General features: G+C 69.2%; 14 protein-coding genes. 6 read left to right on the forward strand and 8 right to left on the reverse strand.

What is annotated here, in order from left to right; all coding sequences use genetic code 11:
- Positions 1-26: 26 nt before the first annotated feature.
- Positions 27-1,232, reverse strand: coding sequence for a fatty acid biosynthesis transcriptional regulator FasR (gene fasR / locus AOK17_RS08660; protein ID WP_055611755.1), 1,206 nt, complete (start codon positions 1,230-1,232; stop codon positions 27-29).
- Positions 1,233-1,312: 80 nt separating this feature from the next.
- On the opposite strand from fasR, the gene AOK17_RS08665 reads away from it, so the two are divergent.
- Positions 1,313-1,966, forward strand: coding sequence for a pirin family protein (locus AOK17_RS08665; protein ID WP_055611756.1), 654 nt, complete (start codon positions 1,313-1,315; stop codon positions 1,964-1,966).
- A gap of 8 nt (positions 1,967-1,974) precedes the next feature.
- Here the strand turns inward: AOK17_RS08665 and AOK17_RS08670 are convergent, their stop codons facing one another.
- Positions 1,975-2,802 (reverse strand): serine hydrolase domain-containing protein, encoded by an 828-nt coding sequence (locus AOK17_RS08670; RefSeq protein ID WP_055611757.1) that lies wholly within the window; start codon positions 2,800-2,802, stop codon positions 1,975-1,977.
- A 56-nt stretch (positions 2,803-2,858) separates the two neighbouring features.
- Entirely contained in the window at positions 2,859-3,329 is a 471-nt protein-coding gene (locus tag AOK17_RS08675; RefSeq protein ID WP_055611769.1) for a GNAT family N-acetyltransferase, read from the reverse strand.
- Between the two features lie 96 nt (positions 3,330-3,425).
- On the opposite strand from AOK17_RS08675, the gene AOK17_RS08680 reads away from it, so the two are divergent.
- Positions 3,426-3,896, forward strand: coding sequence for a MerR family transcriptional regulator (locus AOK17_RS08680; protein ID WP_055611758.1), 471 nt, complete (start codon positions 3,426-3,428; stop codon positions 3,894-3,896).
- Entirely contained in the window at positions 3,893-4,909 is a 1,017-nt protein-coding gene (locus tag AOK17_RS08685; RefSeq protein WP_055611759.1) for an aldo/keto reductase, read from the forward strand. The genes AOK17_RS08680 and AOK17_RS08685 overlap by 4 nt, the downstream gene beginning before the upstream one ends.
- 37 nt (positions 4,910-4,946) lie before the next feature.
- Here AOK17_RS08685 and AOK17_RS08690 read toward each other — a convergent pair whose 3' ends face one another.
- The 3 genes from AOK17_RS08690 to AOK17_RS08700 all read right to left on the reverse strand — a co-directional run bounded on the left by AOK17_RS08690 (position 4,947) and on the right by AOK17_RS08700 (position 7,967).
- Positions 4,947-5,843 (reverse strand): DUF4429 domain-containing protein, encoded by an 897-nt coding sequence (locus AOK17_RS08690; protein WP_055611760.1) that lies wholly within the window; start codon positions 5,841-5,843, stop codon positions 4,947-4,949.
- A gap of 58 nt (positions 5,844-5,901) precedes the next feature.
- Positions 5,902-7,125 carry an alpha/beta hydrolase gene (locus AOK17_RS08695; protein WP_055611761.1) on the reverse strand — a complete coding sequence of 408 codons (1,224 nt, stop codon included), beginning with the start codon at positions 7,123-7,125 and terminating at the stop codon, positions 5,902-5,904.
- Positions 7,126-7,298: 173 nt separating this feature from the next.
- The gene (locus AOK17_RS08700) at positions 7,299-7,967 is read right to left on the reverse strand and encodes a TetR/AcrR family transcriptional regulator (protein WP_055611762.1); all 669 of its coding nucleotides are present in this window, start codon (positions 7,965-7,967) and stop codon (positions 7,299-7,301) included.
- A gap of 219 nt (positions 7,968-8,186) precedes the next feature.
- Here AOK17_RS08700 and AOK17_RS08705 point away from each other — a divergent pair, with 219 nt between their 5' ends.
- Both AOK17_RS08705 and AOK17_RS08710 read left to right on the forward strand, forming a co-directional pair.
- Positions 8,187-9,806, forward strand: coding sequence for an MFS transporter (locus AOK17_RS08705; protein ID WP_055611763.1), 1,620 nt, complete (start codon positions 8,187-8,189; stop codon positions 9,804-9,806).
- Between the two features lie 311 nt (positions 9,807-10,117).
- Entirely contained in the window at positions 10,118-10,426 is a 309-nt protein-coding gene (locus AOK17_RS08710) for a hypothetical protein (RefSeq protein ID WP_055611764.1), read from the forward strand.
- Between the two features lie 168 nt (positions 10,427-10,594).
- Here the strand turns inward: AOK17_RS08710 and AOK17_RS08715 are convergent, their stop codons facing one another.
- Both AOK17_RS08715 and aceE read right to left on the reverse strand, forming a co-directional pair.
- Positions 10,595-11,407 carry a potassium channel family protein gene (locus AOK17_RS08715; RefSeq protein WP_079052881.1) on the reverse strand — a complete coding sequence of 271 codons (813 nt, stop codon included), beginning with the start codon at positions 11,405-11,407 and terminating at the stop codon, positions 10,595-10,597.
- Between the two features lie 133 nt (positions 11,408-11,540).
- Positions 11,541-14,288, reverse strand: coding sequence for a pyruvate dehydrogenase (acetyl-transferring), homodimeric type (gene aceE / locus AOK17_RS08720; protein ID WP_055611765.1), 2,748 nt, complete (start codon positions 14,286-14,288; stop codon positions 11,541-11,543).
- A 508-nt stretch (positions 14,289-14,796) separates the two neighbouring features.
- On the opposite strand from aceE, the gene AOK17_RS08725 reads away from it, so the two are divergent.
- Positions 14,797-15,234, forward strand: coding sequence for a DUF3052 domain-containing protein (locus AOK17_RS08725; RefSeq protein ID WP_055611766.1), 438 nt, complete (start codon positions 14,797-14,799; stop codon positions 15,232-15,234).
- Positions 15,235-15,491 lie beyond the last annotated feature (257 nt).

A 15,491-nucleotide genomic window follows, 5' to 3' on the forward strand; every position in this document is an offset into this window, starting at 1 on the left:
GGGAATTGTAGGTCCCCGACAAAAGCCTAGAGCTGGGGATCTCCATCGGCCAGACGCCCCAGGATCAGCGCGATCCGCAGCGTGAACGCCGAACGTACATCCGAAGGCGACCAGCCGGTGACGTCAGTCACACGTCGAAGCCGGTAGCGCACGGTGTTGGGATGCACGAAGAGCATCCGGGCCGCCCCTTCGAGACTGCTCGCCTGTTCGAGATAGACGCTCAGCGTCTCCAGGAGAGCGGACCCGGCCTCCTCCAGTGGTCTGTAGATCTCCTCCACCAGCTGTTCACGGGCAGAGGGATCCGAGGCGATCGCGCGCTCCGGCAGCAGATCGTCCGCCAGAACCGGCCGCGGGGCGTCCTGCCAGGCGAAACACGCCTTGAGGCCGGCGGCGGCGGCCTGCGCGGACCGGGTCGCGGCGAGCAGGTCGGGCACGACCGGCCCGGCCACCACGGGTCCCGCGGCATACGGCCCGATCAGGGACTTGGCGACAGCGAGCGGGTTGTCGCTGCCGCCCGCGATGACGACCAGGCGGTCCCCGAGGACCCCGGTCAGCACCTGGAGCTTGGCGTGCCGGGCGGCCCGCCTGATGGCCTCGACGGTCAGCTCGCTGTCACCGTCGGGCGCCGTGCCCAGCACCACGCACACATGCTCGGGCGAGTTCCAGCCGAGCGCCGCGGCACGGGACACCGCCCCTTCGTCGGCCTCGCCGGAGAGGACGGCGTTCACGACCAGGGACTCCAGCCGGGCGTCCCAGGCACCGCGCGCCTCGGCGGCCTGCGCGTACACCTGGGCGGTGGCGAAGGCGATCTCCCGCGCGTACACGAGCAGCGCCTCGCGGAGCACGGACTCGTCACCGGGAGCGGCCACCTCGTCGATGGCGCTCTCCATGACCTCGATCGTCGTCCGCACCATCTCGACGGTCTGGCGCAGGGTGATCGCCCTGGTCAGCTCGCGCGGCGCGGTGCCGAAGACGTCCGTGGAGATCGCCTGGGGAGCGTCCGGATGCCGGAACCACTCCTTGAACGCGGCGATACCCGCCTGGGCGACGAGGCCGATCCACGACCGGTTCTCCGGGGACATCGCCCGGTACCACGGCAGCGTCTCGTCCATGCGCGCGATCGCCTGGGCCGCGAGACTGCCGGACGACTTCTCCAGCCGCTTCAGGGTCGCGGCGTGCGCATGGGCGGCGCGGGCGGCGCGTTCGGTGTTGCTGGATTCGGGTTCGGGCACGGGACAAGACTGCCTTATCAGGACGGGAGTATGCGGCGGAGGGTCTCGGACGGCTCGTCCGACGGGTCTACGGTGGGTCCGTGATGGACGTACGGCGCGCCGACGAGCGCTACCGCGGAGGCGACCCGACGGCCGGGATCGCGTCCCTGCACGCCTTCTCCTTCGGCCCGCACTACGACCCCGACAACCTCCGTTTCGGCGCGGTCATCGCCTGCAACGAGGAGCACCTCGCGCCCGGCGCCGGCTTCGACGAGCACCCCCACAGCCACACCGAGATCGTCACCTGGGTCGTCGAGGGCGAACTGACCCACCGCGACACGACCGGCCACGAGTCGGTCGTACGCCCCGGTGACGTCCAGCGCCTCAGCTCGGCCGGCGGAGTCCGCCACATCGAACGCAACGACGGCGACACACCCCTGCTCTTCGTCCAGATGTGGCTCGCCCCCCTTGAGCCGGGCGGCGACCCCGCGTACGAGGTCGTCCACGGCATCGCCGACTCCACCCCGTACGCCGTCCCGGAGGCCGCCGCGATGCTCCACGTCCGCCGCCTCGCGCCGGGGGAGCGCACGGCCGTCCCGGACGCGCCGTTCGTGTACGCACATGTCGTACGCGGCGAGGTCCTGCTGGACAGCTGGGTGCTGAGCCCCGGCGACGCGGCCCGCATCACGGACGCGAAGGACCTGGAGGCGGTCGCCCGGGACGGGGCGGAGCTGCTGTTCTGGGAGATGGCGTAGGGAGCCCCTTACGGGGTGCCGGAGAGCTCGGCCAGCACCGCGTCCGTGAAGGCGGGCCACACCTCGACGGCCCACGGCCCGAAGGCCCGGTCCGTCAGCGCCACGCAGGCCGCTCCCGCGTCGGGGTCGATCCACAGGAACGTACCGGACTGCCCGAAGTGCCCGAAGGTCCGCGGCGAGGACGAACTCCCCGTCCAGTGGGGCGACTTGGAGTCCCGGATCTCGAAGCCGAGGCCCCAGTCGTTGGGGTTCTGGTGCCCGTACCCCGGCAGGACACCCTTCGTCCCCGGGTACTGCACGGTCATCGCCTCGGCGACGGTCCGCGGGTCGAGCAGCCGCGGCGTCTGCACCTCGGCGGCGAACCGCACCAGATCGTCGACGGTCGAGACACCGTCCTTCGCGGGCGAGCCGTCGAGGGTCGTCGACGTCATCCCGAGCGGTTCGAGCACCGCCTGCTTCAGATACTCGCCGAAGGGAATCTCCGTCGCCTTCGCGATGTGATCCCCCAACTGCTCGAACCCGGCGTTGGAGTACAGCCGCCGCAGCCCCGGCGCCGCCGTCACCCGGTGCTCGTCGAAGGCCAGCCCACTGGTGTGCGCGAGCAGATGCCGCACGGTCGACCCCTCGGGCCCGGCGGCCTCGTCCAGCTCGACGGCCCCTTCCTCGTACGCGACGAGGGCGGCGTAGGCGGCGAGGGGCTTGGTGACAGAGGCAAGCGCGAACGGTCGGGTGACTGGGCCGTGGGTCCCGAGCACGACACCGTCCGCCCGCACGACGGCGGCGGCAACGGTAGGAACGGGCCACTCTTCAATCAGCGCAAGACTCTCCAAAGACATGAACAAGAGCCTACGACCACGGTGATACGGCGCGACCAGCCCCCACCGACCCGCACTCAAAACCGAAGCCGCATCAAAGGATCAGGCGTCCGCACGAACCCCATGGACGCGTACAACGGCGCGGCCTCCGCCGACGCGGTCAGATCGATCTGACCGACCCCCTCCTCCCGGAACCACCCCACCAACGCCTCCATACAGGCCCGCGCATACCCCCGCCGCCGCGCCTCGGGATCGGTCGCCACGCTGAACACGTAACCGATCCGCCCGTGCGGATTCCCGGCCCGCCCGATCCGGTACTCCACGGTCCCCACGACAAGCGCCCCCAGCGCCCCCACCCGCTCGGGGTGATCGACGACGAAGGCCGCGAATCCCCCGTCGGGATCGGCCAGCCGCCCCCGTATGGTGGTCAGGGACTCGGCGTGCCAGTCGGTGGACGTGTCCGCCCCGGCCATGGAGTCGATCATCACCTGACGCAGTCGAAGCAGTTCCTCGGCGTCCTCGGGCACGGCACGGCGTACAAGACTCATGATCGGCACGGTAGTCACGGGCCCCGGCCGATGTCGTCGGAATTTCATCGGAATCCGCTTGCTTGGAGTGCACTCCAAGGTTTTAGCGTTGGGGCCATGACGGTGATGGAGACCGAGACCACGGACAGCAGGAACGACACCTGTGCCGGCCCGCCGCAAGCGGCCCGGCGTCCGGACGGCCAGGACCAGTACACGATCAGCGAGGTCGTCGCCTTCACCGGCCTGACGGCGCACACCCTCCGCTGGTACGAGCGGATCGGGCTGATGCCGCACATCGACCGCTCGCACACCGGCCAGCGCCGCTACAGCAACCGCGACCTCGACTGGCTCGACCTCGTGGGCAAGCTGCGGCTGACCGGGATGCCGGTCGCCGGGATGGTGCGGTACGCGGAGATGGTGCGCGAGGGCGACCACACGTACGCCGACCGCTTCGAACTGCTCGAAGCCACCCGCCGGGACGTACGGGCGCGGATCGCCGAGCTCCAGGACACCCTCGCGGTGCTCGACCGGAAGATCAATTTCTATGCGGACGCCGGGCGGGCCCTGGCGTCGGAGAGGTCCCGATGACGGACAGCAGGATCGCGAAGGCACAGCTCGGTACGGGCGGCCCCGAGGTAGGAGTACAGGGCCTCGGCTGTATGGGCATGAGCTTCGCGTACGGCCCGACGGACGCCGACGAGGCCCGGGCCACGCTGGAGCGCGCGCTGGAACTCGGCGTGACGCTCTACGACACGGCGGACGCGTACGGCCAGGGGGAGAACGAGGAGTTCCTGTCGCCGTTCTTCCGGGCGCACCGCGACGAGGTCGTCATCGCGACCAAGTTCGCCATGACGATCCCGCCGGACGAGCCGACGAAGCGGATCATCCGCAATGACCCGCCGTACATCCGGCAGGCCGTGGAGGCGAGCCTCAAGCGGCTGGGCGTCGATGTGATCGACCTCTACTACATGCACCGCCGTGACCTGAACGTCCCCATCGAGGAGACCGTCGGCACCATGGCCGAGCTGGTCCGCGAGGGCAAGGTCAAGCAGCTCGGCCTCAGCGAGGTCACGGGCGGCGAACTCCGTGCCGCGCAGGCGGTGCACCCGATCGCGGCCGTCCAGTCGGAGTGGTCGCTGTTCAGCAGGGACATCGAGGCGGGTGTGGTCCCGGCGGCCCGTGAACTGGGCGTGACGCTGGTCCCGTACTCCCCGCTCGGCCGGGGCTTCCTCACCGGCTCCTTCACCAACGCCGAAACGGAGCTCACCGAGGGCGACTTCCGCCGCCAGCAGCCCCGCTACACCGGCGACAACGCGGCGGCGAACGCGGCGCTCCTGGAGCCGATCCGGGCGGTGGCGAAGGCCCACGACGCCTCCGCGGGCCAGATCGCCCTGGCCTGGGTCCACCAGCAGGCGTCCGTCCACGACCTCCCTGTGATCCCCATCCCGGGCACCCGCAGGCGCACCCGAATCGAGGAGAACACGGCGGCGACACGCATCGTCCTGACCGAGGACGACCTGGGAGTACTGGACACGATCGCCTCCCAGGTATCAGGCAACCGCTACTCGGACATGACGTTCGTATCGGCGGGCCGGGAGTAGCGAGCCCTGTGAGGGGCCCCTTCAGGGCCCCCACACCTCAAAGCTCGGCCAACAACTCGGCCTTCTTCATCGAGAACTCCTCATCCGTGACGAGGCCGGCCTCATGAAGCTCGCCAAGGTGCCGGATCCGGTCGGCGATGTCGGCCGGATCCCGCCGAGTCCCCGGCCCCTCCCCGGCCGTGGTCCCGGCCCCCGGACTCTCGGGCAGGGGGGCCGAAGCCCCACCGCTCCGAACCGCGGCGAGCACGGCCGCCGCGAACGGCAACGACTCGTGGACCGGCCCGTACCCCAGCCCGAAGACAACGGCGGCCGGATCCTGATCCGCCTGGGGCGGCTGCGGAACCCCGTCGCGGCGCAGCAGCCGCAGATGCCCCTCGAAGACCTCGGGCGAGCGCCACTCGACACCACACAGGTCGGACACGGCGAAACCCTGGTCGCCGGCCTTCCACTTGGCGGAGGACGCTCCCGTCCAGAACCACCGGAAGTGCACGGCCTTCCCGTCGAAGGACGCCTTCCCGTCGTACGCCTTGAACTGCAGCGGCGTTTCGGGCGGCTGCACCAGATAGCGCTCGGCTGGTCCCGGGTCGTTGGTCGCGAGCATCGCCCGCAGCTCGTCCGCGTAGTACTCGGCGAGCGTCTCCCGCTCGGCGGGCAGGACAAGGCGATAGGGGTCGGACCCCTCCTTGAGCTGTCCCGCCGCCGCCTCCATGAGCGGATCCGCTCCCGGTCTCGGCTCGGCGCGCAGGACGACCGTCCCGCGCTTGCCGGGCGTCAGCGTCACCGCCGCGATCGCGTCGAGCGGGATGCGGCGCTCACCGAGCGCCTGGAACAGCTTCGGCGTGCGGATCCCCCGTTCGAAGCGGATGAGCACGGAGTCGGACTCGAACTCCCAGGCGGCATGAAATCCGGCCAGTACGTCACCCATGCGGGCCATCGTATGCGGCATGCGCTTCGTAGTCCCCTCCCTGAGCAGACCGCACTTTCTTCGTTCTCTACGCGCGTCCGACTTCAGCCGTGTCGGACAAACCCTCCCGGCACACGTCATCCTCCCGGGCGCAGCGCACCGCGCGGTACGCGCCAATCCCGATCTCGGCGAAGTTCCGCAGGCTGTCGGTGCCGGGCACGAAATAGCCCGTGTGTCCCTGGGCGCCCCGGGCCGACAGCACCCGCGCGCCGAACTCCGCGGACATCGGATCGGCCCCGTGACCGAGCCCGCCGACCTCCAGATGCGGTACGTCCTCGATCCAGTCGTCGGAGTCCCGTACGGCCCACACCCGTGCGGAGGTGTGCAGCTGCGCGGCCTTCTCGACCCGCATACCGGGGCTGCCCGCCACCGCTATGTCGGAGACCCGGGAGGGCAGCGAGTGCGCGGCGACACCGCAGACGACCGAGCCGTAGCTGTGGCAGTACAGGGCCACGCCGGAGCTTCCGGGCAGCGCCCGGACCAGGGCGTTGAGCCGGACCGCGCCCTCCTCGGCGCGAATTCCGGTGGCCGCGTCCATGCCGAGCCCGCTGGGCGCCGTGTAGTCGGCCCAGGCGATGACGGCCGTACGGGTCTCCGGGCTCGCGGCCCGCTCGGCGCTGTGGAGCGACTTCGCCATGCCGACGGGCGCGGAGTACGTCTTGTTGGTGCGCTGGAAGGTCAGGAGGTTGGTGTCGACACCGGGCACGACGACCGAGACCCGCTCGGCCTTGTCCAGGTCCCCGAAGACCTCCGCGACCCGGCCGGAGCCCATCGGGTCGAAGGCGAGGATGTGTCGCTCCCCGCTCATCAGGTCCTCGTACCGGTGCATCCGGCGGCCGGCCTCGTACTGTCCGGTCGGCGAGAGCCGGTCGTCGTGCATGCGTTTGAGCTCGACCTTGCGTGCCTGGCCGAGGGCGATCTGGTTGGCGCGGTAGCGGAGCTGTACCGGCGCCCCGTTCATGTTGCCGACCGCCAGCGGATAGCGGGCGGCGAGCCGGGCCCGCTGCCGCGCGTCGAGCGAGGCGAAGAAGTGGGCCAGCCGGGCGGGCGTCGTCTCGTCCGGGTCGGGCAGCCGATGTCCGCCTATGTGACCGCGGTCCCAGGCGGACAGCGACGCCGCGAGCGGGGTGGTCGCTCCCCGGTGGTTGCGCACTGCTGTCCAGCCGGTGGTCGCGAGCATCACGAACACCACGGCCAGCGCGAGCAACATGCGCCAGACGTTGAGTTGGGGGGTGGAGTCGAAGGAAGTCACTGAAAGGACACACTAGGAGAACGGGAGTGTCTCGCGTTAACCGAGTGAGGGGGATCACGTTTCAGGAGGGGTAATTGGGTAAAACCGGGCACATATAGAGTCACCCGGTCACCCTGTGTAGGTGCGTGACAAGCCCTGCCGCAGGCGGAGTTCGACCCTGCGTGTGACTGTCGTCACTCAGTGTCCGTACGGTCGTTCCCGTCGTCCGTATGCCAGTTCTCCGTCAACGCGGGCCCCACCTGGTCGAGATACGAGGCGGTCAGCTCGCGCATCGCCGCCACGCTGAAGTCCTCGCCCGCGCCCCAGAGCCGGCCCGTCAGCCGCATCACCCCGCCGAAAACGGCCATGGCCACACGTGGTCGGGGATCGGTGTCCACGTCGAGGCCCTCGCGCTCGGCGATCACTCGCGCGAGTTCCTCCTCCAGTCCCTCCTGGCGGCGCAGGTGGGCGGCGAGCAGCGCGGGTGTCGACTCGATCAACTGGAAGGCCCGCATGTGCAGTTCGAGCGGGATGACGGCCTCGATGGCCTCGCCGATGGTGTCCCAGCTCGCCATGACGGCCCGGCGCAGCGCCTCCAGCGGGGCCTCGTGGGCAGGGCGCCCGCGCACCGCCTCGACGAAATGCGACTCGGCCATCTCCTGGACGGCGAAGGCGGCGTCCTCCTTGCCCGCGAAGTAGCGGAAGAACGTGCGCTGCGAGACGTCGACGGCCTCGACGATCTCGTCGACGGTCGTCCGCTCGTACCCCTGCGTCGTGAACAACTCCAGGGCGGCCCGCACCAGGGCGTCCCGGGTGCGCTGCTTCTTGAGCTCGCGCAGCCCCGGCCGTGACGCCGTGTCCATGGAACCTCTTCCCGTCTTCGTGTTTCCGCGTCCGCATGTTTCTGCGTCTGCCTCGTCCCTCCGGCGCGCCGCAGGTGCCCGTGCAGATGCCGGAGGTGCCCGTGCGGATGTCCGTACGGGTGTCCGTTCGCCCGGCTGAGCCTATCCGTGAGTGACGTGACAGTTACCGACTTGTGAATTGGTTTGTCAACTGTCAGTGGCTGTCATTAGCCTCGATGCATGACTAGTCAGACCACCGTCGACACGACCGGCCCGGCCGACAAGGCTCCGCCCGCCGCCCCCGGTCCGACCCCGGGCAAGGGGCTGCGCGGCCACCCTTGGTACACCCTGTTCACCGTGGCCGTGGGCGTGATGATGGTGGCCCTGGACGGCACCATCGTGGCCATCGCCAACCCGGCCATCCAGAAGGACCTGAACGCCAGCTTCGCGGACGTTCAGTGGATCACCAACGGCTACTTCCTCGCCCTCGCCGTCACGCTGATCACGGCGGGCAAGCTCGGCGACCGGTTCGGCCACCGGCAGACCTTCCTGATAGGCGTGGTCGGCTTCGCGGCGGCCTCGGGGGCCATCGGCCTCTCCGACAGCATCGCCTTCGTGGTCGTCTTCCGAGTGCTCCAGGGCCTGTTCGGCGCACTGCTGATGCCGGCCGCGCTCGGTCTGCTGCGCGCCACCTTCCCGGCCGAGAAGCTGAACATGGCGATCGGCATCTGGGGCATGGTCATCGGCGCCTCCACCGCGGGCGGCCCGATCCTCGGCGGTGTGCTCGTCGAGCACGTCAGCTGGCAGTCCGTCTTCTTCATCAACGTGCCGGTCGGCATCATCGCGGTCGTCCTCGGCGCGGTGATCCTCACCGACCACCGCGCGGAGAACGCGCCGCGCTCCTTCGACCTCCCCGGCATCGGCCTGCTGTCCGGCGCCATGTTCTGCCTGGTCTGGGCGCTCATCAAGGCTCCGGAGTGGGGCTGGGGCGACGCCATGACGTGGTCGTTCCTGGCCATCTCGGTGCTCGGCTTCGCGCTGTTCGCGTACTGGGAGAACAGGGTCGCCGAGCCGCTCATCCCGCTCGGGCTCTTCCGCTCCGTGGCGCTGTCGGCCGGTGTGGTCCTGATGGTCCTCATGGCGATCGCCTTCATGGGCGGCCTGTTCTTCGTCACCTTCTACCTGCAGAACGTGCACGGGATGAGCCCGATCGACGCGGGCCTGCACCTGCTGCCGCTCACCGGCATGATGATCGTCGGCTCGCCCCTGGCCGGCGCGATGATCACCAAGACGGGACCGCGCATCCCGCTCGCGGGCGGCATGGCGCTCACGGCCATCGCCATGTTCGGTGTCTCGACGCTGGAGACCGACACGAGCAGCGGGCTCATGTCGATCTGGTTCGCGCTCCTCGGCCTCGGCCTCGCGCCGGTGATGGTCGGCGCCACGGAGGTCATCGTGGGCAACGCGCCGATGGAGCTCTCCGGTGTCGCCGGCGGTCTCCAGCAGGCCGCGATGCAGATCGGCGGCAGCCTCGGTACGGCGGTCCTGGGTGCCGTGATGGCCTCCAAGGTCGACGGCGACCTCGCGGGCAACTGGGCGGACGCGGGCCTTCCGCAGCTCACCCCGGACCAGCTCGACCAGGCCAAGGAGGCGGTCCAGGTCGGCGCACCGCCGGTGGCACCGGGCACGCCGTCCGAGATCGCCGAGAAGATCACGGACGTCGCGCACGACACGTTCATCTCCGGCATGAGCCTGGCGAGCCTGGTCGCGGCCGGTGTCGCCTTCGTGGCCATCTTCGTCGCCTTCCTCACCAAGCGGGGGGCCAACGCGGAAGCGGGCGCGGGAGTCGGACACATCTAGTCCGCTCTTCGTTCGTCTCTGACGGCCATCTCCGGTCCGGCCCCGCCGAGTTCACTCGGCGGGGCTTTCGCCTATCAGGGTGACGTCGTTCCGTATGACTTTCATATCGGTCGCGCCGCAGGTCAGAGTGCTCTCAACTGGTCCGTGGGAAGCGGGCAGTTCGGTGAGGCCGGGGCGCGCTGCCGGAGGGGGGCGGCGCGCCACGGAACCAGTGGGAGAAAAAGTACGGGTCTGAACCGAACGGACCGGGGTACCCGGCTTCCGAGCCCGAACCGGCCGGCATGCGGCCGGCTCAGAGGTCCAGGGAGTTGATGATGGCGGGCTTCGGTCACACCACGCGCAAACACCCTCGCTCACGGAGCCGTACGAGGCGTCGGAGCGGGCCGGACCGCGCGACGCTCGGAATCATCGGAGTCATCTGCGCGGTCGCCGGGTTCTTCGTGCTGGGGATCATCCTCGGCCCACTGGCGATCGCCTGCGGATGGCTGGCCATGGGACGCCGCTGGAACGGCGCCCGCCCAATGCCGGCGCTCATCGCGCTGGTACTGGGTGCGATAGACACGATCCTGGCGATCGTGTGGATGGCCGGAACGGCAGGCCCCGGCAGCGGGATGTTCTAGCCGAACTGTGACGGACCGTGCTGCGGGTTGGTTGGCAGGTGCGGGTCGTTCGCGGCTGGCCGCGCAGTTCCCCGCGCCCCTAAAAGGCGTGCCTCTCTTTTCAGGGGCGCGGGGAACTGCGCACCAGCACCCCACCCACCCGCACCTGGCGACCAACCCGCGGAGCGCTCAGCTCAACTGCTCCTCCGCGGCGCCAGCCTGATGCGGAATCTTCCCGGACGCGGACGCGGACACAGCGGCTGAGGTAGAGGCCGACGCCGAGTCGGACAACGCGGCAACCTGCGCCCGCAGCGCCCGCACCTCCTCCGCCAGCGCCTCGATCGCCGCGGTCTGCCGCCGTTCCTCCACATCGTCCGACTCGAACCGCGATATGAACCACGCGGCGATATTGGCGGTCACGACACCGAGAAGCGCGATCCCGGACAGCATCAGCCCGACCGCTATCATCCGCCCGAGCCCGGTGGTCGGAGCGTGATCGCCGTACCCGACGGTCGTCATCGTGGTGAACGACCACCACACCGCGTCACCCAGCGTCCTGATGTTGCCCTCGGGCGACTCCCGTTCGACGGACAGCACGGCGAGCGAGCCGAACATCAGCAGCGCCACCACCGCACCCACGACATACGTGGTCAGCCGTATCTGCGGCGCCATCCGGGCCCGCTGCCCGACGAGCAGCAACGTGGAGACGAGCCGCAACAGCCGGATCGGCTGGATGAGCGGCAACAGCACCGCGCACAGATCGAGCCAGTGCGTACGGACGAACTCCCGCCGCCGGTCGGTGAGAGCGAGCCGTACGAGATAGTCCAGGGCGAACAACCCCCAGACCGCCCACTCCACCCGCGTGCACCAGGAGGTCACCTCCCGGTCGGCCTCGGGCCACACGATCGGCACGGCATAGGCAACGGCAAACGCCACCGCGAGCCCCAACAAGGGCCGCTGCGTGCGCTGCTCCCAACGGTCCTGCGCCGACTGCTGCTTCATGCGCGCATAGTAGAAAACGCGAAGGGGCGGCGTGACCTGTGGCCACACCACCCCTACCGCACTGTGCTAGACGCGCCCCTGGTCTCAGGGGCGCGGGGCTGGTCGCGCCCACGCCCCCGCAGACGACTACGGCTCAGGCATCTCCCCCGGCAGCGCCGGGATCTGCGGCAGCCGCGTCCAGCAACTGATACCGGTCGATCGCCTGCTTGAGCACGGACCGGTCGACCTTGCCCTCGCGCGCGAGTTCCGTCAGCACCCCCACCACGATCGACTGCGCGTCGATGTGGAAGAACCGCCGAGCGGCCCCCCGGGTGTCGGCGAAGCCGAACCCGTCGGCACCCAGCGACTGGTAGGTCCCCGGCACCCAGCGAGCGATCTGGTCCGGCACCGACCGCATCCAGTCGGAGACGGCCACGAACGGACCCTGCGCCCCGGACAGCTTCTGCGTCACATAGGGAACCCGCTGCTCCTCCTCGGGGTGCAGCAGATTGTGCCGCTCCACCTCGACGGCCTCGCGCCGCAACTCGTTCCAGGAGGTCGCCGACCAGACATCGGCCCGTACGTTCCACTCCTCGGCGAGGATCCGCTGGGCCTCGACGGCCCACGGCACGGCGACACCGGACGCCATGATCTGCGCCGGGATGGAGCCCGAAGTGCCCTCCGCGTAGCGGTGGATGCCCTTCAGGATGCCGTCGACGTCCACGCCCTCCGGCTCGGCGGGGTGCTGGATCGGCTCGTTGTAGACGGTGAGGTAGTAGAAGACGTCCTCGCCGTGCGGGTGCTCGGCGGACGAGCCGTACATCCGCCGCAGCCCGTCCTGCACGATGTGCGCGATCTCGAACCCGTAGGCCGGGTCGTACGCGACACACCCCGGGTTCGTCGAGGCGAGCAACTGCGAGTGCCCGTCCGCGTGCTGCAGACCCTCACCGGTCAGAGTCGTACGACCGGCGGTCGCGCCCAGTACAAAGCCGCGCGACAACTGGTCGGCCATCTGCCAGAACTGGTCGCCGGTGCGCTGGAAACCGAACATCGAGTAGAAGACGTACACCGGGATGAGCGGTTCGCCGTGCGTGGCGTACGCCGAGCCGGCCGCGATCAGTGAGGCCGTACAGCCCGCCTCGGAGATGCCGTCGTGCAGCATCTGCCCGGTCGGCGACTCCTTGTACGCGAGGAGCAGGTCGCGGTCCACTGCCTCGTACTGCTGGCCGAGCGGGTTGTAGATCTTCGCGCTCGGGAAGAACGAGTCCATGCCGAACGTGCGGTACTCGTCCGGCGCGATCAGCACGAACCGCTTGCCGATCTCCTTGTCCCGCATGAGGTCCTTGAGCAGCCGTACGAACGCCATGGTGGTGGCGATCGACTGCTGACCCGAACCCTTCTTCACACTCGCGTACGTCTTGTCCTCGGGCAGGGCGAGCGGCTTCGACCGCACGACGCGCGTCGGGACGTACCCGCCGAGCCCCTTGCGGCGGTCGTGCATGTACTGGATCTCCTCCGAGTTCCGGCCCGGGTGGTAGTACGGCGGCGCGCCGGACTCCAGCTCCTGGTCGGAGATCGGCAGGTGCAGCCGGTCGCGGAAGCCCTTGAGGTCGGCGACCGTCAGCTTCTTCATCTGGTGCGTGGCGTTGCGGCCCTCGAAGTTCGGGCCGAGCGTCCAGCCCTTGACCGTCTGCGCGAGGATCACGGTCGGCTGGCCGCTGTGCGCCTTGGCCGCCGCGTAGGCCGCGTAGACCTTCTTGTGGTCGTGACCGCCGCGGCCCAGGTGCAGGATCTGGTCGTCGGTCATGTTCTCGACCATCGCCCGCAGCCGGTGGTCGTGACCGAAGAAGTGGTCGCGGATGTACGCGCCGGTCTCGGTGGCGTACGTCTGGAACTGTCCGTCGGGCGTGGTGTTCAGCTGGTTGACGAGCACGCCGTCGCGGTCCTGCGCGAGCAGCGGGTCCCAACTGCGGTCCCAGACCAGCTTGATGACGTTCCAGCCGGCGCCGCGGAACTGCGACTCCAGCTCCTGGATGATCTTTCCGTTGCCGCGCACCGGACCGTCAAGTCGCTGCAGATTGCAGTTGACGACGAACGTGAGGTTGTCCAGGCCCTCGCGCGCGGCGATGGACAGCTGGCCGAGGGACTCGGGCTCGTCCATCTCGCCGTCACCGAGAAACGCCCAAACGTGGGACTTGGAGGTGTCCGCGATACCGCGCGCCTCCATGTAGCGGTTCATGCGCGCCTGGAAGATCGCGCCGAGCGGACCGAGGCCCATCGAGACCGTCGGGAACTCCCAGAAGTCCGGCATCGACCGCGGGTGCGGGTACGACGACAGGCCGTTCGGCGCCTTGGACTTCTCCTGGCGGAAGGCGTCGAGCTGCTGCTCGCTCAGCCGGTCCAGCATGAACGCGCGGGCGTAGATGCCGGGGGAGGCGTGCCCCTGGAAGAAGATCTGGTCGCCGCCGTCGCCCTCGTCCTTGCCGCGGAAGAAGTGGTTGAAGCCCACGTCGTAGAGGGAGGCGGAGGACGCGAAGGTGGCGATGTGGCCGCCGACGCCGATTCCGGGGCGCTGGGCCCTGGACACCATCACGGCCGCGTTCCAGCGGGTCGCGTTCAGGATCTTGCGCTCGATCTCCTCGTTGCCGGGGAAGAAAGGCTCGTCCTTGGTGGCGATGGTGTTGACGTAGTCCGTGCTGCGCATCTCCGGCACGGCCACGCGCTTTTCGCGGGCCCGTTCGATCAGTCGCAGCATGAGATAGCGGGCCCGCTCCCGGCCCCGCTGGTCGACGGCGGCGTCGAGGGAGTCGAGCCACTCCTGGGTCTCTTCTGGATCGAAGTCAGGGACCTGACTCGGAAGGCCGCCAATGATGATCGGGTTGCGATCGGGTCCGGAAGCCACGCTGTTCCTTCGCTCTCAGGGGGCCGCTTTTTCTCGGTTTTTCTCGGTTTTTTCTTGGGGGGTCTCTCTGGTTACCTGGGTCTCTGCACCGTTCCCCATCGTGTACCTCGGGGGCGGAAACGTCATCTCTACCGAGAGGTAACCGAGACGTTCGCCCCGTCCCCCAAAGGGCGGGCCCGGCAAATCGCAACGATACGCCCGACCCGTGACGCGTACCGCAAAGCCTTTCGAGTCCCGTACCCTCGTAGGGTTCGTAAATCCACAAATGGGGCAGATTGGTGTGGTGTGCGTCACCAATGGCCAGGATTCTCTGCCTGGAGTTGCGGCGACACGGTCGGGATCGTCACCGTTTCGGCGGTCCCGACGGCCGGGTACTTGCGCGATCCGCCCCGCCCGTGTGGACTACGGCCAATGCTTCGCGCACGCGCGTGGCTTGAACTTCCCCAAGCTCCAGGCTTCGCCCGAGCAGGGGGAGACCCCATTACCGAACATGATCAGGAGGCAACCCGTGAGCGCGACCGCGGACCACGCGGAGGAGCGGACGAGCCTGGCCACCAGGCTGGGATTCCAGCCCGAGCAGGTGGTCCAGGAGATCGGCTTCGACGACGACGTCGACCAGGAGCTCCGCGAGGCCATTGAAGAAGTCATCGGCAGCGAGCTCATGGACGAGGAGTACGACGACGTCGCCGACGCAGTAGTGCTCTGGTTCCGTGACGACGACGGCGACCTGACGGACGCGCTGGTGGATGCCACCACGTACGTCGAAGAGGGCGGCGCCGTGCTGCTGCTGACGCCGAAGACCGGCCGAGACGGGTATGTGGAGCCCAGCGACATCGCGGAAGCCGCGACGACCGCGGGTCTGTCCCAGACCAAGAGCATCAGCGTGGGGAAGGACTGGAGCGGGACCCGGCTGGCTACGCCGAAGGCGGCCAAGTCAAAGCGGTGACGCTCCGCTGAGTGGGGCGGGGGTTCAGGGGTTGGCACCCCTGGGCCCCCGCTTTTCGTCTCTCGGGTGCGGCCCGGCGGGTGCGGGTGTAGGCGCGGGTGGCTGTGCAGGTGCGGGTGAGCTGCTGCTGGCCGCGCAGTTCCCCGCGCCCCTTAGGGGGCTCGGCCCTGAGGTGTCTCGTAGCCCCGAGGTATCTCTGGCCGCGAGGTATCCCCGGCCCCTGGGTATTTCAGCCCCTCCGGCGTTTGAGGAGCGGG

The sequence above is a fragment of the Streptomyces phaeochromogenes genome (assembly GCF_001418655.1).
Classification (GTDB): Bacteria; Actinomycetota; Actinomycetes; order Streptomycetales; family Streptomycetaceae; genus Streptomyces; species Streptomyces phaeochromogenes.